General features: G+C 72.0%; 16 protein-coding genes and 1 pseudogene. 12 read left to right on the top strand and 5 right to left on the bottom strand.

Features of this window, described 5'->3' with window-relative positions; genetic code table 11:
• Positions 1 to 180: 180 nt before the first annotated feature.
• Positions 181 to 2,280, top strand: coding sequence for a PIG-L family deacetylase (locus ACFYZS_RS22590; RefSeq protein ID WP_389015391.1), 2,100 nt, complete (start codon positions 181 to 183; stop codon positions 2,278 to 2,280).
• 89 nt (positions 2,281 to 2,369) lie between these two features.
• Positions 2,370 to 2,597: a hypothetical protein gene (locus ACFYZS_RS22585; RefSeq protein WP_389015388.1), complete on the top strand. Its 228-nt coding sequence runs from the start codon at positions 2,370 to 2,372 to the stop codon at positions 2,595 to 2,597.
• A gap of 82 nt (positions 2,598 to 2,679) precedes the next feature.
• On the opposite strand, the pseudogene ACFYZS_RS22580 reads toward ACFYZS_RS22585, so the two are convergent.
• Positions 2,680 to 2,763 (bottom strand): annotated as a pseudogene (locus ACFYZS_RS22580) (glutamine synthetase); the annotation flags it as partial.
• Between the two features lie 1,047 nt (positions 2,764 to 3,810).
• On the opposite strand from ACFYZS_RS22580, the gene ACFYZS_RS22575 reads away from it, so the two are divergent.
• Positions 3,811 to 4,092, top strand: a complete 282-nt coding sequence (locus tag ACFYZS_RS22575) for a hypothetical protein (protein ID WP_389015386.1) — start codon at positions 3,811 to 3,813, stop codon at positions 4,090 to 4,092.
• Positions 4,093 to 4,440: 348 nt separating this feature from the next.
• A complete protein-coding gene (locus tag ACFYZS_RS22570) occupies positions 4,441 to 4,926 on the top strand; it encodes a hypothetical protein (protein ID WP_389015383.1) in 486 nt (161 codons plus the stop codon).
• Between the two features lie 419 nt (positions 4,927 to 5,345).
• Here the strand turns inward: ACFYZS_RS22570 and ACFYZS_RS22565 are convergent, their stop codons facing one another.
• Positions 5,346 to 6,707, bottom strand: coding sequence for a glutamine synthetase family protein (locus ACFYZS_RS22565; RefSeq protein WP_030156261.1), 1,362 nt, complete (start codon positions 6,705 to 6,707; stop codon positions 5,346 to 5,348).
• 173 nt (positions 6,708 to 6,880) lie between these two features.
• On the opposite strand from ACFYZS_RS22565, the gene ACFYZS_RS22560 reads away from it, so the two are divergent.
• The 4 genes from ACFYZS_RS22560 (at position 6,881) to ACFYZS_RS22545 (ending at position 9,302) form a co-directional block, all read left to right on the top strand.
• Positions 6,881 to 7,276, top strand: coding sequence for a hypothetical protein (locus tag ACFYZS_RS22560; protein ID WP_389015380.1), 396 nt, complete (start codon positions 6,881 to 6,883; stop codon positions 7,274 to 7,276).
• A gap of 72 nt (positions 7,277 to 7,348) precedes the next feature.
• Entirely contained in the window at positions 7,349 to 8,002 is a 654-nt protein-coding gene (locus ACFYZS_RS22555; protein ID WP_389015377.1) for a DUF3105 domain-containing protein, read from the top strand.
• Entirely contained in the window at positions 7,999 to 8,751 is a 753-nt protein-coding gene (locus tag ACFYZS_RS22550) for a DUF305 domain-containing protein (protein WP_389015374.1), read from the top strand. The genes ACFYZS_RS22555 and ACFYZS_RS22550 overlap by 4 nt, the downstream gene beginning before the upstream one ends.
• 131 nt (positions 8,752 to 8,882) lie before the next feature.
• Positions 8,883 to 9,302: a CBS domain-containing protein gene (locus ACFYZS_RS22545; RefSeq protein WP_389015372.1), complete on the top strand. Its 420-nt coding sequence runs from the start codon at positions 8,883 to 8,885 to the stop codon at positions 9,300 to 9,302.
• On the opposite strand, the gene ACFYZS_RS22540 is transcribed toward ACFYZS_RS22545, so the two are convergent.
• Together ACFYZS_RS22540 and ACFYZS_RS22535 are read right to left on the bottom strand one after the other, a co-directional pair.
• Complete coding sequence (locus tag ACFYZS_RS22540; RefSeq protein WP_389015369.1) at positions 9,287 to 10,144, bottom strand: alpha/beta fold hydrolase; 858 nt, start codon at positions 10,142 to 10,144, stop codon at positions 9,287 to 9,289. The two genes, ACFYZS_RS22545 and ACFYZS_RS22540, sit on opposite strands and share 16 nt — an antisense overlap.
• On the bottom strand, positions 10,141 to 10,851 hold the full coding sequence (locus tag ACFYZS_RS22535; RefSeq protein ID WP_389015366.1) for a DUF998 domain-containing protein: 711 nt from the start codon (positions 10,849 to 10,851) through the stop codon (positions 10,141 to 10,143). The genes ACFYZS_RS22540 and ACFYZS_RS22535 overlap by 4 nt, the downstream gene beginning before the upstream one ends.
• 71 nt (positions 10,852 to 10,922) lie before the next feature.
• Between ACFYZS_RS22535 and ACFYZS_RS22530 the strand changes: the two genes are divergently transcribed.
• The 4 genes from ACFYZS_RS22530 (at position 10,923) to ACFYZS_RS22515 (ending at position 16,261) form a co-directional block, all read left to right on the top strand.
• Positions 10,923 to 11,432, top strand: coding sequence for a hypothetical protein (locus ACFYZS_RS22530; RefSeq protein WP_389015363.1), 510 nt, complete (start codon positions 10,923 to 10,925; stop codon positions 11,430 to 11,432).
• Between the two features lie 99 nt (positions 11,433 to 11,531).
• Positions 11,532 to 13,145, top strand: a complete 1,614-nt coding sequence (locus tag ACFYZS_RS22525) for a multicopper oxidase family protein (protein ID WP_389015360.1) — start codon at positions 11,532 to 11,534, stop codon at positions 13,143 to 13,145.
• A gap of 144 nt (positions 13,146 to 13,289) precedes the next feature.
• Positions 13,290 to 14,453 carry a hypothetical protein gene (locus ACFYZS_RS22520; RefSeq protein WP_389015358.1) on the top strand — a complete coding sequence of 388 codons (1,164 nt, stop codon included), beginning with the start codon at positions 13,290 to 13,292 and terminating at the stop codon, positions 14,451 to 14,453.
• Between the two features lie 53 nt (positions 14,454 to 14,506).
• Positions 14,507 to 16,261, top strand: coding sequence for an NAD+ synthase (locus tag ACFYZS_RS22515; RefSeq protein ID WP_389015355.1), 1,755 nt, complete (start codon positions 14,507 to 14,509; stop codon positions 16,259 to 16,261).
• A 102-nt stretch (positions 16,262 to 16,363) separates the two neighbouring features.
• Here the strand turns inward: ACFYZS_RS22515 and ACFYZS_RS22510 are convergent, their stop codons facing one another.
• Positions 16,364 to 17,392 carry an endonuclease/exonuclease/phosphatase family protein gene (locus ACFYZS_RS22510; RefSeq protein ID WP_389015352.1) on the bottom strand — a complete coding sequence of 343 codons (1,029 nt, stop codon included), beginning with the start codon at positions 17,390 to 17,392 and terminating at the stop codon, positions 16,364 to 16,366.
• Positions 17,393 to 17,580: the final 188 nt, after the last annotated feature.

Below are 17,580 nucleotides of genomic sequence, written 5' to 3'. Positions count from 1 at the left end.
GAAAGCAGGAGTCATCGAGCACATCGGTGAACCAAGTCCCCCGATTTGGCCTCTCACTGACTGAGCTGCTTGAGCCGAACTGACTGAACTGCCGTTCCTCACGGCCGTTCTTCACCGCGGTTCTTCGCCGCGGTTCTTCAGTGCCGTTCTTCCCGCCCGGAACGACCCAAGGCGTGACCGATGCCGATTGCCCGTCGCCGCTTCCTCCTCGCTGCCCTCCTTCCCGTGCTCACCGTCGGCGCCACCGGCGTGCTCGCCGTCGCGACCGGCCAGCAGACTTCGGCGGAGGCCACCGCCACCCCGGAGCGGAACCAGGACGTCGCGCTGACCGCGAGCACCACCTCCGGATCGGTCGTCCAGGTCGTCGCCCACCCCGACGACGACCTGTTCTTCATGAACCCGGACCTCAGCCGCTCGCTCGCCGCCGGCCTCCAGCTCACCAGCGTCTACCTGACCTCCGGCGAGGCCGACGGCCGCAACGAGGCCAACGGGGCCGGCGCCAAGGACCCCGAGCAGCCCGCCGACCGCGCCCACTACGCCGAGGCCCGGCAGAACGGCATCCGCTGCGCGTACGCCCAGATGGTCACCGGCGACCGCACCAGCGCCTGGAAGCGCACGGTCATACCCACCGCGGGCGGCGGCCAGGCCGAGCTCGACGTCCTCATAGCCCGGCCGCAGGTCAACCTGGTCTGGCTGCAGATGCGCGAGGCCCGCAACCCCACCGCGGAGAACCCGGACAGCCTGCGCGGGCTGTGGAACGGCAAGATACCCGCGCTGGGCGCCCAGTTGACCTCCGGAACCCCGGTCAGGCAGCAGTCCACGTACACCAAGGACCAGGTGGTCCAGTCGATAGCCGGGCTGCTCGCGCTGTACAAGCCGACGACGATACGCATGCAGGACCCGACGCCGGGCCGCTACCACGACACCGGCAAGTACACCGACCACCAGGACCACATGTACGGCGCGCGCTTCGTGCAGGCCGCCACCGCCGCGTACGCCGCCCAGGTCGCGGACCGGCCGCGGTTCTCGGTGCAGAACTACCTCGGCTACCACAACGGCACCCTCCCGCACGCGCTGGACCCGCAGACGGCCGAGACGAAGATCGGCTTCCTCAAGACGTACGCCTGGCTCGACCACCAGAACTACTGCGGCAGCCCCTCCGGTTGCGGCGACCGCAAGGTCGCGAGCAGCCCCACCGGCCGCAACTGGGCCCAGTCGCTGCGCTACGCCCGCGCCGACAACACCTCCTGGCTGGCGGCGGGCGCCGGCGGCCGGCTCTACGCCTTCGCCGCCCTGGACGGGCAGATGGCGGTCTGGACCCGGCCGGGCGGCGGCGGTCCGGGCGCCGCCTGGACCGGTCCGGTACTGCTCCCCGGCACGGGCATCGACCCGGGCGCGGGCAGCGCCCGCCTCCCCGACGGCCGCGTCGCGGTCCTCGCCACCCGTACGGTCCTGGGCCCCGGGCCGTCGGACTACCGGCGCGAGATCGTCTACGCCGTCCAGTCCGCGCCCGACGGCCCGTTCGGGCCGTGGCAGTCGATCGGCACCCCCGAGGGCGCCGACGAGGAGGGCACCTCCTCGATCAGCGCGCCCGCGGCGGCCGTGGCCCCGGACGGCCGGCTGACCGTCTACGTCCGCGACTCCCGCCGCACGCTGCGCGCCCGCGAGCAGCAGCCGGACGGCGTCTTCGGCCCTTGGCAGCACCTGGGCGGCGAGGACCTGCAGAGCGACCCGGTGACGGCGGTCGACGCGTCGGGGCGCCGCCAGGTGTACCTCACCACCACCAAGTCCGTCCTGGCCTGGGTCCAGCCCGACCCGGGCGCCCCGCTCCAGGGGCCGTTCCCGACGGGCCTGCCCGCCACCACGGTCCCGCTGTCGGCGGCTCCGGAGGGCGCGGGCGTCCGGCTCTACTTCCGGCGCCCCGACTCGGGGGTCGTCCGTACGGCCCTGGTGACGGCGGGCGCCGGCAAGCCGCAGGTCTCCAGCGTCTCGGAGGCCGGCGGCCGGGCGGGCTACGGCGCGGTCGGCGTCGCGGGCCGCCTCCTGTCGGGCCGCGCGGACACGGGCGCGGTCGGCACGACGGGCCTCGGCGGGCCGCCGGCGTGGACGGAGTCGCAGATGCTCTACGCGGGCGCCCCGGCCGGCGTCCTGGAACCGGCGGGCGCCACGACGACGGCGGTCCTGGGCCTGGACGCCGAACTCCACGTCACGACCACCGCGCCCCCCACCCAACCCCAACCGCCCCGCACCCCCTGGCACCGGGCGGTCCCCCCGAGGTAACCCGCCGCGCGTGACTGCATCCTTCGGCCTACCGCGCTCTCAGCCCTGCGGTGGACGCTCTCGCGGCACCGCCGCGAGAGGGTTGATCCGTGCGAACAACCATCGGATACACCGTCGAGAGCATCGGCTACGTCATAGGGGCCCAGGGGCTCGTCAGCTTCGCCTCGCAGACCTTCTTCGGCACGGAGTGGGGCTGGCTGCACAAGATCGCCGACCTCCCGTCCCCCGCCTACCTGGCCATAGCCGCCGCAGGCCTGGCCCTCGTAGCCACCGGCGTCAAAACCCGAAAGACCCCCGGGCGCCAGCAGCCCGCCTGACCGGTGACACGACTCCGGGCCGGCGGTCACCGACCACCGGCCCGAAGCCCCGTGCACACCCCGAAGGGGCGCTGAGCCCGGGTTACAGCACCGGCAGGTTCTTCCGCAGCTCGAAGGCGGTGACCTCGCTCCGGTACCCCTTCCGCTCCTGTTTCTTGTTGCACAGGAGGTCATGCCCCACTCGGCCCACCCAGCCAAACCCCGCTCCACCCACCCCCAACCAGCCTCGGAGAGGCCGTCGTTGGCGGTCGCCTGCCACACCCGGCCACCCCTCCGAAGGCCCAGGGACGGCCCGGGTGAATCAGCTCGTTCGGCGACAAGGCCGTACGCACCTCCGCTTCAATGTCCACCATGGAACTCCGAGAGAAGCACCCGTGGGCAGCCGACAACCACAGGGTCGGCACGGCTTCCGCACAGGGCGGGTGCACCTGGGCGGCTCCATGCCCCCACCCCGCGGTTTGGAGCGTGCTGGTCACCGGCACCACCGGCGACAGCTGGTGGGCCGCCTGCGCGGATCACGCCGCCTCATCCACGGTGCTTTCGCCCGACACCACCAGCTGAGCAGCACGCGGATCCGGAGGCCCCCTGCGTCTCATGCGTCTCTGCTGGTCAAGCGAGTACAAGGCCGGCTTCTGGCGCCCCGCGTCCACGTAGGGCCGCGGCCGGCGGAAGCAGCTACTTCAGCTGATCGACGATATAACCGCGCTGTCATCTCGGCGCGAGACAGCTGCGGCAAGTGCCAGCAGGGCCTCAACCTGAGCGCTCGCTATGAGCTGATCGGCACCGAGCCGTCCCTTCGCCCATTTCTCACTTGCGTCCAGCGGGTCCTGGGCCCTGTGCGCGTGAGCGGCATAGTCGGCCATGTAGCCCCCTCATCTCCGTCGAGGCTCCCGCCGCCCCCCGTCCGCTTGAGTGTCATTCCCCGAGGCTCCCCACAGAAGCCCTCTCGTTCCGGCACGCGGGGGGTACGGCTCACTGTCAGTGCCCCGGGCTAGCCTTCCCGACGTTGGGCCGGCCTGGCACCGCACAACGGTACGACGCGGCCATGGGGGGTGGCTCAGAAGAGTGCGCCGAGCCTGCGGGCTCCGCGTCCTCGTGCAGCTCCGACTCCACCCCCCCTTCCCAACCATCAGCCTGGCCCTAGCTCTATGGAGATGGATGCTGCTCCAATCTCCGGAGCCTTCGTCCACCCGCGTGTGGCAGGTTGAGGGTCATGACCAAGGACGTCGACCCCCGAAACCCGGCCGGGATCCGAGTAGGGGACATCTACGAGGACTGCTCCTTCCACCCGGTGCTCTGCACGGAGATCGACGACGACGGCTGGGTCCTCCTCAGCGGCGTGTCACTCATTGACGGCACGTACCCCCGCTCGTGCGACGCACAGCACTGCGAGCCCATCCGCATCCCGGTCGAGGAAGTCATGGCAATCAAGCAGGACCTCCAGGGCTACTCGCGTCGGCGGAAGGCAGAACTGGACGCCAGCAGCAACACCTGATCCGTAGCTCTAGCCGGACCGGTCAGCAACGGTCAGACCGGCCCTGCCAAGGCCTCGGAGGGGCAGAAGCGGCCCGAGGCTGTTGCTGACGATGATGCATGTTGACTCTTGTGCGTGGGGACGTTTAGTCGGAGGCTGCCCGCCACTTAGGCCGCGGGCTGCACCGGTCCGCGCCTGCAAAGCTCGATACCGACAGGCGTCCTTGCAGGAGCGTTTCTAAAACGGGGAGGGAATATGGAATGGGGGACAGTTGTCGCCGTCCTCATCGGCGGACTAATCGGCTTGAGCGGTGACGCTATAGGGCGAATAGGGGCTCGCCGCCAAGCGAAAATAACCCGCCAACAAAACTTGGAGGACGCCGAGATGGCCCGACGCCAGGCCATTGAAGACGAAGACAGGAAGGACAAGGGGGCCAGAGAGATGCGCGCCGCGGAAAGCATCCTCTCCGCCTACCTTGAGAGCCCCATCGGGCTCGTGAATCAGCCCACGGAAGATACCGTTCTGAGCATCACCAAGATAGTCACGGTCTTGGCGTTCGAGCAGTCCTTCCTTCTCAATGGCGAGCTTCGTCAACGCGTCGCCGAGATCTGTCATTTCCTGGATCTTGCCTCAGTAGGCGACGTGGGCGAGTACTCACCTGCAGAGGTGGGTTTCCTTGCCAGAAGCGAGACCCGGATGCTGTTGGGGGCGTGGGCCAGAGGGGAGGAATTGCCGGATTCCATCGAGGGGTGGGGAGAGATCCGGCGTAGCCGCGCAGAGATAGAGGTGCGCTGGCAGCAGAAATTGCGTGATGCCGGCTTGAGGGTGGCAATACCGCCACTATCCATCTATTAAGGTGCGACCCGGTCCACGACTCAGGGTCGGTTTTGAACAGAATCGTGGTCCAGTCTGGGGAGTCGAGCAACACCACAAAGGCCCTCTGGCCTTTCCACCTGAATTGAGACTGCGGATCGATCTCGACCCATGGCCACTCAACGGCTACATCGAATCGGTGCACGACGGGCCCCGCACCCCGGAGTCGGAGCGCCCTTGCCGGAGGCATGTCGGTGAGGATTGGAGTCGACGGCCGGTAGGGCTCCTCATGCCGAGCAGCGAGGGGCAGACCGAAGGCCGTGGACGAGGTGTACGAGAGCTCGGATTCTGCGGCCGACGGCTCACCTACGACCCAGGGGGAATGAGACGACTCCGGGCCGGTGGTCAGCGACCACCGGCCCGGAGTGTCCTGCACACCTCGAAAACGCTTTGAGCTGTGGTTAGAGGACCGGGAGGTTCTTGCGGAGTTCGAAGGCGGTGACCTCCGAGCGGTACTCCTCCCACTCCTGCTTCTTGTTGCGCAGGAAGAAGTCGAAGACGTGCTCGCCCAGGGTTTCGGCCACCAGTTCGCTGCGTTCCATCAGGGAGATGGCCTCGCCGAGGTTCTGGGGGAGGGGTTCGATGCCCATCGCGCGGCGTTCGGCGTCGGAGAGGGCCCAGACGTCGTCGTCGGCGCCCGCCGGGAGTTCGTAGCCCTCCTCGATGCCCTTGAGGCCGGCCGCGAGGAGGACGGCGTACGTCAGGTACGGGTTGGCGCCCGAGTCGATCGAGCGGACCTCGACGCGCGAGGAGCCCGTCTTGCCCGGCTTGTACATCGGGACGCGGATCAGGGCCGAGCGGTTGTTGTGGCCCCAGCAGATGTACGAGGGGGCCTCGCCGCCCGAGCCGGCGGTGCGGGAGGAGCCGCCCCAGATGCGCTTGTAGGAGTTCACCCACTGGTTCGTCACCGCCGCCGTTTCCGCCGCATGGCGGAGCAGGCCCGCGATGAACGAGCGGCCGACCTTCGAGAGCTGGTACTCGGCGCCCGACTCGTAGAAGGCGTTGCGGTCGCCCTCGAAGAGGGAGAGGTGGGTGTGCATGCCCGAGCCCGGGTACTCCGAGAAGGGCTTCGGCATGAACGTGGCCTGGACGCCCTGCTCCAGGGCCACCTGCTTCATCACCAGGCGGAAGGTCATGATGTTGTCGGCCGTGGAGAGGGCGTCGGCGTAGCGGAGGTCGATCTCCTGCTGGCCCGGGGCGCCCTCGTGGTGGCTGAACTCGACCGAGATGCCCATGGATTCGAGCATGGTGATCGCCTGGCGGCGGAAGTCCATGCCGACGTTCTGCGGGGTGTGGTCGAAATAGCCGGAGTTGTCCGCCGGCACCGGGCGGGTCCCGTCCAGCGGCTTGTCCTTCAGCAGGAAGAACTCGATCTCCGGGTGGGTGTAGAAGGTGAAGCCCAGGTCGGAGGTCTTGTTCAGGATGCGCTTGAGCACGAAGCGCGGGTCCGCGAAGGAGGGGGAGCCGTCCGGCATCAGGATGTCGCAGAACATCCGGGCGGTCCCGGGGGCCTCGGCGCGCCACGGCAGTATCTGGAACGTGCTGGGGTCCGGCTTGGCGATCATGTCGGACTCGTAGACCCGGGCGAAGCCCTCGATGGCCGAGCCGTCGAAGCCGATGCCCTCGTCGAAGGCCTGCTCCAGCTCGGCGGGGGCGACCGCGACGGACTTCAGGAAGCCCAGTACGTCGGTGAACCACAGGCGCACGAACCGGATGTCGCGCTCCTCGAGCGTCCGGAGGACGAATTCCTGCTGCTTGTCCATGCCTTCATCCTCGCAGTTCAGACGGCCTGTGCACCACTCCCCCGAGGGGTGGGGGCACGGTCGGGCGGGCCCAGTATCGCCAGCCGCGGTTTCCGCCACATTACGCACCCTTGAAAGCTCGTGGCACCCCCGCACTGACCTCGGGGCCGTCATGAGCATTACCATCTGCGCCCATGGGGGGCGGGGAGCACACACGACGCGGGCGCATCGGGCGCCGCGCACGTCGGCGTGCCGTCATCGTCGTCGCCCTGTCGGTGCTGTTCGGAGCGCTGTTCCTGTGCGTACGGCCGGGCGAGCCGCACGCCGGGGCGGCGGCCGGGGCGGCGGTCACCGCCGCGGCCCCGGCGACCGCGGCGCGCGCCGTCTGCGCGGCCCCCGACGAGTCGCCCGGCTGCTCCCCCTTCTCGCACGTGGCCCCCGGCGTGCTGCCCGCCCCGCCGCCCGCCGTGACCGTGCCGGGCTCCGCCCCGGACCCCGCCCGGCCCGCTGCCGGCGGCGGGCCGGCCCGGCCGCACGGGACGCTCGCCCGCGCCCCCGACCTCCATGCCCTCCAAGTGCTGCGGACCTGACGGGTCCGGGCGCCGTACCGCGCTCCACCGGATCCATCCCTCCACCCCCCTCAGCAGAAGGATTCAGGGCACATGGCCAGCAGGACCTCTCCCGACAACAACTCCCGCCAGGCGCGCATAGCCGAGATGCGCCGCGCCGAGCAGTCCCGCGACCGGCGCAACAAGGCCATCGCGATCACCGCCTCCGTGGCCGTCGTCGCCGCGCTCGTCGGGTTCGGCGCGTGGGTGCTGATCGACAAGAAGGAGAAGGAGGACGCCGCCGTGGCGGCCGCCAAGGCCCCGGTGAACGGCGAGCAGACCTGGGACGCGAAGACGCTGGGCCGCAACCACGTCGAGACCCCGGTGAAGTACCCGATGAACCCGCCGGTCGGCGGCGACCACAGCCCGCGCTGGATGAACTGCAACGGCGACGTCTACAAGAACGCGATCCCCGAGGTCAACGCCGTGCACTCGCTGGAGCACGGCGCGGTGTGGGTGACGTACAGCGAGAAGGCCGCCAAGGGCGACGTCGACGCGCTCGCCGGCAAGGTGGCCAAGACCCCGTACACGCTGATGAGCCCGGACAAGGAGCAGGCCGGCGCGATCATGCTGAGCGCCTGGGGCAAGCAGCTGACGGTGGACAAGGCGGACGACCCCCGCGTCGCCCAGTTCTTCACCAAGTACGTGCAGGGCCCGCAGACCCCCGAGCCGGGCGCGGCCTGCACCAACGGTCTGGCCGAGAAGTGACCCGTACGTACTGGGCGGCCGGGACGGCCGTCCTGCTCGCGCTGCTGTTCGCGGTGGCGGCCACGGTCGCCTCCGCGAGCGGCGGCGACGGCGACGGCTCCCGTACGTCCGCCCGCGCGCCCGGCCTCTACTCGCCGGACGCGGGCTTCGCCCGGGACATGGCCGTCCACCACCAGCAGGCGGTGGAGATGTCGTTCATCGTGCGGGACCGCACGAAGGACGAGCCGGTGCGCTCCCTCGCCTACGACATCGCCAACACCCAGGCCAACCAGCGGGGCATGCTGCTCGGCTGGCTGGACCTGTGGGGACTGCCGAAGGTGGTGGCCGACGAGCCGCCGATGTCCTGGATGGGGACGGCGGACGGGCACGGCGGCCACGCCGGGCACGACACGGGCGGCCACGAGGCGAGCGGGCACGAGGCGAGCGGGCACGACACGGGCGGCCACGAAGCGGCCGGCCACGACATGGGCGGGGTCGCCGCCAAGCCCGGCGCGCTCATGCCCGGCATGGCCACCAAGGAGGAGCTCGCGCAGCTCGGCGCCGCCGAGGGCCGGGACGCCGAGGTGCTCTACCTCCAGCTGATGACCGACCACCACAAGGGCGGCGTCGCGATGGCCCAGGGCTGCGCGACGCAGTGCGAGACCCCCGCCGAGCGGGCGCTGGCCCGGGGCATGGTCGAGGCGCAGCAGTCGGAGCTCACCCTCATGGCGGACATGCTGAAACAGCGCGGGGCTGCGCCGCGCGGGTGACGGAACACGCTCGTACGGTGGGGGGAGGCGTCCTCCCACCCGTACGGGCGTGTGCTCCGGCGCGTGGGGAGCGCCGCGGCCGAGCGCATCCGCGACCGGCCGTGAAAGGCGTGCTCAGGGAGGTTTCAGCGATGACCACCGCCGCAGACATCATGCACCCCGGGGCCCAGTGGATCCCGGCGACCGAGACCCTCGACCGGGCCGCCCAGCTGATGGCCCGGCTCAACGTGGGCGCCCTGCCCATCAGCGACGCCGACGAGCGGCTGTGCGGCATCCTCACCGACCGCGACATCGTCGTGAACTGCGTGGCCAAGGGGCACGACCCGGCCAAGGTCACCTGCGGTGACATGGCCCAGGGCACCCCGCGCTGGATCGACGCGGGCGCGGACGTCACCGACGTGCTGGAGGAGATGGAGAGCCACCAGATCAAGCGGCTGCCGGTGATCAGGAACAAGAAGCTCGTCGGCATGATCAGCGAGGCCGATCTGGCCCAGCACCTCTCCGAGGAGCAGTTGGCGGGCTTCGTGGAGAAGGTCTACGCCCGGCGCTGATCCGCGTCCAGGACCGCCCGCGCCACCCGGTCCGGGCGGTCCAGCATGACCAGGTGCCCCGCCGGTTCGGCGACCTCGAAGCGGGCGCCGAGCCGGACGGCCAGCTCCGCCTGGCGTACGAGCCACCGCAGCGCCCCGCGCCCCGCCGAGCCGTCGTACCCCGCGAGGACGGTGACGGGCACGCCCGTCGGGCGCCCGGTGCGCAGCGCGAGCACTTCGGCGGCGGTGTCGGGGTAGCGGGCGTTCTCCAGCAGGGCGCCCCGCCAGACCCGGCCGGTGCGGTAGACGCGGCGTACGAGGTCCCGCGCGGCCGGGTCGGGGCCGCCGGTGCGGGAGGCCCGTACGGTGGCGCGCCGTGCGAGCGGCCCCAGCGCGGCGGGCAGCCCGGCCGCGGTCAGGGCCCCGCCGAGCAGGCGGGCGGCGCCGGTGCGCAGCCCGGCGGGCACCGCCGTACGGGGGTCCTCCTCGATGCTGGTGTCGACCAGGACCAGGGCGGCCGTGCGCTCGGGGTGGAGGCGGGCGAAGGCCTCGGCGTGGAATCCGGCGATGGAGTGCCCGACGAGGGTGACGGGGCCGGCCAGGCCGAGCGCGTCCAGCAGCCCGGCGATCCGGCGGGCCTCCCCGGCGGCGGTCGGCGGGTCGGTGGCGGGGCCGCTCAGCCCGTGCCCGGGGCGGTCGAAGCGGACCACGGTACGGCCCTGCGCGACGAGCAGCGCGGCGACCCGGTCCCAGTCGAACCAGGCCATCGCGAGCCCGGCGCTCAGCACCACGGGCGGCCCGCTCCCCTCGACGACGACGTGCAGCGCGACCCCGTCCACCCGTACGAAACGGCCGGTCGTCATGTGCGCCCCTCCTTGTGGACGGAGTACGCGAGCAGGCCCAGCCAGAGCGCCACGAACAGCACCTGCAGCCGCTGCCCCGCGCCGAGCGCCCAGGTCCCGCGGCCGGCGGTGAACAGCGCGATCGCGGACAGGGTCCAGACGGTGGCCAGCAGCTCCAGCACCACCAGGACGGGTCCCCGGCGGGCGAGCGGGGCGAGGCGGCGGTAGCGGCGGGCGGCGAAGGTGAGGGCGACTATCCCGACGAGGGCGCCGGTCATGGCGAGGCTGCTGCTGACGGCGTGCGCCTGGTGGGTGGCCGGGACCAGGCCGGCGGTCTCCCGGGCGGCGCACACGGGGTCCACGGTGGGCGTGCAGCTGAGCGGGAGCCAGGCGTCGGCGGCGGTGGCCGCGCCGAAGAGGGTGACGCCGGCCCAGCCGACGACCGACCAGGGGAGCCGGGATCCGCCGTCCCGCAGCAGCCGGACGAGCCCCAGCAGACCGCCCGCGAAGGCGAGCAGGCCGGCGGTGAAGTCGGTGGCCCGGAACAGTCCGCCGAGCGGCTGGTCCTGGGCGGCGAGCTCGCTGACGTACGTCTCGATGGGGTTCAGCCCGGTCGACAGGACGACCTCGAGCACCCAGGCGGTGTACGCGGCGGCGCCCAGGCCGATGAGCAGGGCGACCGGCCACGGTCTCCTGGCGGACAGTCCCTTTTCGGGAGGTGTGGACATACTGCGCATCATCCTCAACACGGCGGACCCGGTCCTACGATCAGATACCCACCCGGGGTAGGGTTCCGCCCATGACGCGCCCTGCCCAGCGCACCGCACAGCGAGCCGCCCGGTGGCCCCGGCTGCTGCTGCTCGCTGCGCTGCTCCTGGGCATCGTCACCATGCACACCCTGGGCCATCCGAGTCGGTCCCACACCATGGAGGACGCGGCCGCGCCCGTCGGCGTTGCCTCGGCCGCGCGTGCGGCGGACCACACCCCGGACCACATGGCCGCAGACCAGGCCCCGGACCACACGGCCGTACAGGCCCCCGGCCACGCGGCCGTACGGGCCGAGCAGCACGCGCAGGGCGAGCGGGCCCCCGCCGCCGGGGCACCGCTCCCCGGCTCCGGCATGGACCCCATGTCGGTCTGCCTGGCCGTGCTCGGCGGGCTCACCCTGCTGATCCTGGGCGCCGGACCGGCCGGCCTCCGCGACGCCGCGCCGCTCGGGGGCGCGGCCCGCGCGCCGGGCCGGTCCGGCGGACCCGACCCGCCCTCACCCCGCGAACTCCTCACCCGGCTGGCGGTACTGCGCGTATAGCGGCGGGCCCGCTGCCGCCCCCGCACGCCCGCGCACAGGGCCCGGCGGCGGCAGCAGACGGCGTCCCTCCGCTCGTACGACACACCACGAGGTGCTTCCATGCGCTCTCTTCCCACCCGCCGCGCCGTACTCGGCGCCACCGCGGCCCTCGCCGGTTCGGGGCTGCTCGCCGCCTGCTCCGACACCGGCTCCGGCGCGGACCACGGCTCGATGGACCACGGCTCCATGAACCACGGCGGCCCCTCCCCCGCCGCCTCGCCGGGCGGCTACGTGGACCCCGCCGGGCCCGAGGTGCGGGCCGCCGAGGCCGCCCGCAAGGCCACCGGACCGGTCTCCGAGGTCAAGCTGACCGCCACCGCCACCCCGCTCGACCTCGGCGGCGGGCTCACCGTCCGCTCCTGGGCGTACGGGGACCGGCTGCCCGGCCAGGAGGTCCGGGTCACCGCGGGCGGCACCCTCGCCCTGACCCTGGCCAACAACCTCCCGCAGGCCACCTCCCTGCACTGGCACGGCCTCGCCCTGCGCAACGACATGGACGGGGTCCCGGGCCTGACCCAGCGGGACATCGCGCCGGGCGGGTCCTTCACGTACCGCTTCGCCGTCCCGCACCCGGGGACGTACTGGTTCCACCCGCACTCGGGGGTCCAGCAGGACCGCGGCCTGTACGCGCCGCTCATCGTCGAGGACCCGAAGGAGCCCCTGTCCTACGACAAGGAGTGGGTGGTGGTCCTGGACGACTGGCTCGACGGAGTGGACGGCTCCACCCCGGACGCGGTCCTCGCCGAACTCCGCAAGGGCATGGACCCGAGGGCGGGCGGCGGCCACGCGGGCCACGGCGGCGGAGCCACGCAGCCGCCGGCCGCCGACGGCGCGCCCTCGCGGCTGCTCATGGGCGGGGAGAGCGACGTCCTCGGCAAGGACCCGGGCGACGTCGCCTACCCGTACTACCTTGTCAACGGCCGGACGGCGCAGGACCCCTCGGTCTTCACCGCCAAGCCCGGCGAGCGGATCCGGCTGCGGATCGTCAACGCGGGCGGGGACACCGCCTTCCGGATCGCCCTCGGCGGGCACGAACTGACGGTCACCCACACCGACGGCTACCCGGTGGAGCACGCGAAGGCCGGCTCCCTGCTGCTCGGCATGGGCGAGCGGTACGACGTACTGGTCACCGCCCAGGACGGGGTGTTCCCGCTGACCGCGCTCCCCGAGGGCAAGGGCGGCTCGGCATCGGCGCTCGCCCTGCTGCGCACGGGGTCGGGCACCGCCCCCACGGCCGCGACCCGGCCCGCCGAGCTGGCCGGGAAGCCGCTGACGGCGCAGGGGCTGCGGGCGGCGGAGTCCGCAGCGCTGGCGGCCCGTACGCCGGACCGCACGATCGCGATCGAACTGACCGGCGGGATGGCGAAGTACGACTGGGCCTTCGACGGCAAGCCGTACACCCCGGACCAGCGGCACCCGGTGTCGGCGGGCGAGCGGGTCCGGCTGGAGTTCAACAACTCCACAACGATGTGGCACCCGCTGCACCTGCACGGGCACACCTTCGCCCTCGGCGGCGGCGCGGGCGGCGCGCGCAAGGACACCGCGCCGATCCTGCCCGGCGGGAAGCTGTCGGTGGACTTCGACGCCGACAACCCCGGGCTGTGGATGGTGCATTGCCACAACGTGTACCACGCGGACGCCGGGATGATGACGGTGCTCGGCTACCGGCGGTAGCCCCCCGCCGGGGAGTTCGGCCCCCGGTCCCCCGGCCCGCGGGCCGGGCGCCGGCCGGGGGCCGAACCCCTTGGAGCCGTACGGGGCGCATGGCAGGCTTGGCGATCTCCGCGCACACCACCCCCGTGAGGACTCCCGCCAGGTATGAGCACGCCCCCGAACCAGCCCGACAGCCCGTCCGGTCCGCCGACGGAGCCCGCGGGCACGCCCATACCGGAGCCGGCTTCGGAGACGCCCTCCGCGCCCGAGCCGGCCCAGCCGCTCTCGCTCCGGAAGACCCCGGAGCCCGCTCCGGAGCCCGCCCCGGCCGCCGAGACCCCGGCCGCCGCACCCCGGCCCGCGCCTCAGCCCGAGCCCGCGGCCGCGACCGCGACCGCGCCCCCGCAGGCCACCGCCCCCGCGGCCCCCGCCGCGGGCTTCGCGCCGCTCGCGCCCGTGCCCCCGGCCCCCTCGTTCGGCGCGCCGGTGCCTCCCGTACCGCCCCAGGGCACCTGGGGCGCCCACCCCGGCGCCGCCCCCGGCAACCCGTGGGGCACGCCCCCGCAGGCCACCACGAACGGCCTGGCGGTCGCCGCGCTCATCCTCGGCATCGCCGCCGTGGTCATCGGCATCATCCCGTTCATCTTCTGGGCGGGCGGCCTCCTCGCCGTGATCGGCATCGGCATCGGCATCGGCGCCCTCGTGCGCGCCTCGAAGGGCGCCGGCCGCAAGTCGATGGCCGTCACCGGCACGGTCCTCGCCGTGCTCGGCCTCGGCTCCACGGTCGGCGGCCTCTTCCTCACCGGCCTCGTCGTCACGAACGTGGCCGACGCCAAGCTCAGGGAGGGCTGGGAGGTCCCGGACGACATCGACGACAGCCTGCCGCCGGTCCCGAAGTACTCCCCGACGCCGCTGCCGACGCCCTCGCAGGTCCCCGGCATCACTTCCCCGCTGGCGTTCGGTGAGACGTACACGTACCCCAACGGCATCAAGGTGACCCTCTCGAAGCCGAAGAAGTACGTCACGAAGAACAAGTACTCGACGGTCGAGAACGCGGTGGAGTTCACGCTCACCATCACCAACGACTCCACCGAGACCCACAACGTCATCTACGCGGTGCCCAACGTCCGCGACGACAAGGGCATGACCGCCAAACTGGCCTTCGACGGCGGCGACGTCCCGAAATTGATCAGGGGCGACATCCTGCCGGGCGAGTCCGCCAGCGGGATCCTGGCGTACGAGGTCCCCGAGGGCACCGAGCGGCTCTCGGCCGACATCTCCCCCGGCATCCGGCTGCCCAGCGCGAAGTTCAGCGGCTCGATCGGCTGAGAAGAGGCACGGGTCCCAGGACATCGCGTCAGAAAGACGATTACACTGGGCCCGTGCCTCAACTTCGCCTCGCTCTGAATCAGATCGACTCGCAGGTCGGCAACATCGCCGCCAACGCCGACTCGGTCGTCCACTGGACCCGGCACTCCGCCGAGCAGGGCGCCCACCTGGTGGCGTTCCCCGAGATGATGCTGACCGGGTACCCCGTGGAGGACCTGGCCCTGCGCACCTCCTTCGTCGAGGCCTCCCGCACCGCGCTGCGCGAGCTCGCGCAGCGGCTGGCGGCCGAGGGCTTCGGCGAACTGCCGGTCATCGTCGGCTACCTCGACCGGACGGAGCAGGCCGCCCCGCGGCTCGGCCGCCCGGCCGGGTCCCCGGAGAACGCGGCCGCCGTGCTCCACGGCGGGAAGGTCGTCCTCCGCTTCGCCAAACACCACCTCCCCAACTACGGCGTGTTCGACGAGTTCCGGTACTTCGTGCCGGGCGGCACCCAGCCGGTCATCCGGGTGCGCGGCGTCGACGTGGCCCTGGCCATCTGCGAGGACCTCTGGCAGGAGGGCGGCCGGGTCCCGGCCACCCGCTCGGCCGGGGCCGGCCTGCTGATCTCCGTCAACGCCTCCCCGTACGAGCGCAACAAGGACGACCTGCGCCTCGAACTCGTGCAGAAGCGGGCCAAGGAGGCCGGCTGCACCCTCGCCTACCTGGCGATGATCGGCGGCCAGGACGATCTGGTCTTCGACGGGGACTCGATCGTCGTCGACGCCGACGGCGAGGTCATCGCCCGCGCCCCGCAGTTCTCCGAGGGCTGCGTCCTCGTCGACCTCGACCTGCCGGCCGCCCGCGCCGACGCCCCCGAGGGGCTCGTCGACGACGGGCTGCGGATCGACCGCGTGATCCTCTCCGAGGAGCCGGTGGAACCGTACGAGCCCGTGGTCACCGGCGGTTACGCCGACCGCCTGGACGACGACGAGGAGGTCTACGACGCGCTGGTCGTGGGCCTGCGCGCGTACGTCAGGAAGAACGGGTTCCGCTCCGTCCTGATCGGGCTCTCCGGCGGCATCGACTCCGCGCTCGTCGCCGCCATCGCCTGCGACGCCATCGGCGCGCAGAACGTGTACGGCATCTCGATGCCCTCGAAGTACTCCTCGGACCACTCCAAGGGCGACGCCGCCGACCTGGCCGACCGGACCGGCCTGAACTTCCGGACCGTGCCGATCGAGCCGATGTTCGACGCGTACATGGGCTCGCTCGGCCTGACCGGCCTGGCGGAGGAGAACCTCCAGTCCCGGCTGCGCGGCACCATGCTGATGGCGGTCTCGAACCAGGAGGGCCACATCGTGCTGGCCCCGGGCAACAAGTCGGAGCTGGCCGTCGGCTACTCCACCCTGTACGGCGACTCGGTGGGCGCGTACGGCCCGATCAAGGACGTCTACAAGACGGACGTCTTCCGGCTGGCGCGGTACCGCAACCGGGCCGCCGCCGAGCGCGGCGAGACCCCGCCGATCCCGGAGAACTCCATCGTGAAGCCGCCGAGCGCCGAGCTGCGCCCGGGCCAGGTGGACACGGATTCGCTGCCGGACTACCCGGTGCTCGACGCGATCCTGGAGCTGTACGTGGACCGCGACCAGGGCATCGACGCGATCGTCGAGGCCGGCTTCGACCGCGCGCTGGTCGCCAAGACCCTGCGGATGGTGGACACGGCCGAGTACAAGCGGCGCCAGTACCCGCCGGGCACGAAGATCTCCGCGAAGGGCTTCGGCAAGGACCGCCGGCTGCCCATCACCAACGGCTGGCGCGAGCACGCGTAGCCGCTGCCGCCGGGGTCGGACGTAAAGAAGCGAGAGAGGGGGAGGGGGCCTCGCCGCCGGAGCGGCGCCAGGCCCCCTCGCTCACCCGTACGGACGTACGGGCTACGGCTTCACCGTCACCCGCGCGGCGACGGGCAGGTGGTCGCTGCCGGTGCGCGGCAGGGTCCAGGAGGCCTCCGGCTTGATCCCGCGGACCATGATCTGGTCGATCCGGGCCATCGGGAACTGGGCGGGCCAGCTGAACCCGAAGCCGTCGCCCGCCGCGCCCTGCGTGGAGCGCATCTGCGAGGTGACGTCGGACAGGGACCGGTCGTTCATGGTGCCGTTGAGGTCGCCGAGCAGGATGACCTTCTTCAGCGGTTCGGCGGCGAGCGCGTTGCCCAGGGCCGCGGCGCTGTTGTCGCGCTGGTTGGCGGTGAAGCCGGCGTTGAGCTTGACGCGGACGCTGGGCAGGTGGGCGGCGAAGACGGCGATCCGGCCGTACGGGCTGTCCACGGTGGTGCGCATGGCGCGGGTCCAGCCCATCTTGATGTCGACGGGCGCGCTGGAGCTCAGCGGGTACTTGCTCCACACACCGACCGTGCCCTCGACGGAGTGGTACTTGTACGTGCCCGCCAGGGCCTGCTCGTAGACGGGGACGGCGCTGCCCTTGAGCTCGGTCAGGGCGAGCACGTCGGCACCGGACTTGGCGATCTGGGCGGCGGTGCCCTGCGGGTCCGGATTGTCGGCGTCGACGTTGTGGGTGGCGACCATCAGGTTGCCGCCGGAACCGGACTTGTCGAGGACCAGGCTGCCGAAGAGGTTCACCCACACGACCGCCGTCAGCAGTATCGCGATCAGCGCGGTGGCGGACTTGCGCAGGACGGCGGCGGCGAGCAGGAGCGGCACGGCCAGGCCCAGCCAGGGCAGGAAGGTCTCGGTGAGGCTGCCGAGGTTGCCCACGTCGTTCGGCAGCTCGGCGTGGAAGATCATGATCAGCGAGATCAGGGCGGCCAGTGCCGCGGTCACGATCCCGCGCCGCCAGATGCCCCGGTCCCGGAGCAGCCCGGCCAGCCGGCGCCGGAGGCGGGATCCGGAGGGCTCGGGCTCCGAGCCGCCGTTCCCCGTCTCCGTCATGTACGCCTGTGCCATGCCACTGCCCTCGCTGCCGTGCTCGCGCTCCGTCCCCGCACCTTGACCCTAGGCGATCGACGGAGCCTTCCGTGCCGTTCTTCCGGCCGTACGTCCGGGAGGACGAACGGCCGTGTGGCCGAGGTTCCGCTTGTCACGAAACGCGCACATTGGCTCCCGCGCGCGCCGAACCGCCGGGGAGGGGACCA

It is taken from the genome of Streptomyces sp. NPDC001903 (genome assembly GCF_042891345.1).
In the GTDB taxonomy this organism is placed as follows: Bacteria; Actinomycetota; Actinomycetes; order Streptomycetales; family Streptomycetaceae; genus Streptomyces.
Note: the sequence above shows the minus strand (reverse complement) of the source record. Positions and strands in the feature narration are given on the sequence as shown.

Bases quoted from the DNA above. Each gene is read 5' to 3' on its own strand.
- ACFYZS_RS22560 (WP_389015380.1), top strand. From the start codon at position 6,881: ATGGGGGGCGGGGAGCACACACGACGCGGGCGCATCGGGCGCCGCGCA.
- ACFYZS_RS22540 (WP_389015369.1), bottom strand. From the start codon at position 10,144: ATGACGACCGGCCGTTTCGTACGGGTGGACGGGGTCGCGCTGCACGTC.
- ACFYZS_RS22530 (WP_389015363.1), top strand. From the start codon at position 10,923: ATGACGCGCCCTGCCCAGCGCACCGCACAGCGAGCCGCCCGGTGGCCC.
- ACFYZS_RS22545 (WP_389015372.1), top strand. From the start codon at position 8,883: ATGACCACCGCCGCAGACATCATGCACCCCGGGGCCCAGTGGATCCCG.
- ACFYZS_RS22555 (WP_389015377.1), top strand. From the start codon at position 7,349: ATGGCCAGCAGGACCTCTCCCGACAACAACTCCCGCCAGGCGCGCATA.
- ACFYZS_RS22590 (WP_389015391.1), top strand. From the start codon at position 181: ATGCCGATTGCCCGTCGCCGCTTCCTCCTCGCTGCCCTCCTTCCCGTG.
- ACFYZS_RS22565 (WP_030156261.1), bottom strand. From the start codon at position 6,707: ATGGACAAGCAGCAGGAATTCGTCCTCCGGACGCTCGAGGAGCGCGAC.
- ACFYZS_RS22510 (WP_389015352.1), bottom strand. From the start codon at position 17,392: ATGGCACAGGCGTACATGACGGAGACGGGGAACGGCGGCTCGGAGCCC.
- ACFYZS_RS22535 (WP_389015366.1), bottom strand. From the start codon at position 10,851: ATGTCCACACCTCCCGAAAAGGGACTGTCCGCCAGGAGACCGTGGCCG.
- ACFYZS_RS22575 (WP_389015386.1), top strand. From the start codon at position 3,811: ATGACCAAGGACGTCGACCCCCGAAACCCGGCCGGGATCCGAGTAGGG.
- ACFYZS_RS22520 (WP_389015358.1), top strand. From the start codon at position 13,290: ATGAGCACGCCCCCGAACCAGCCCGACAGCCCGTCCGGTCCGCCGACG.
- ACFYZS_RS22525 (WP_389015360.1), top strand. From the start codon at position 11,532: ATGCGCTCTCTTCCCACCCGCCGCGCCGTACTCGGCGCCACCGCGGCC.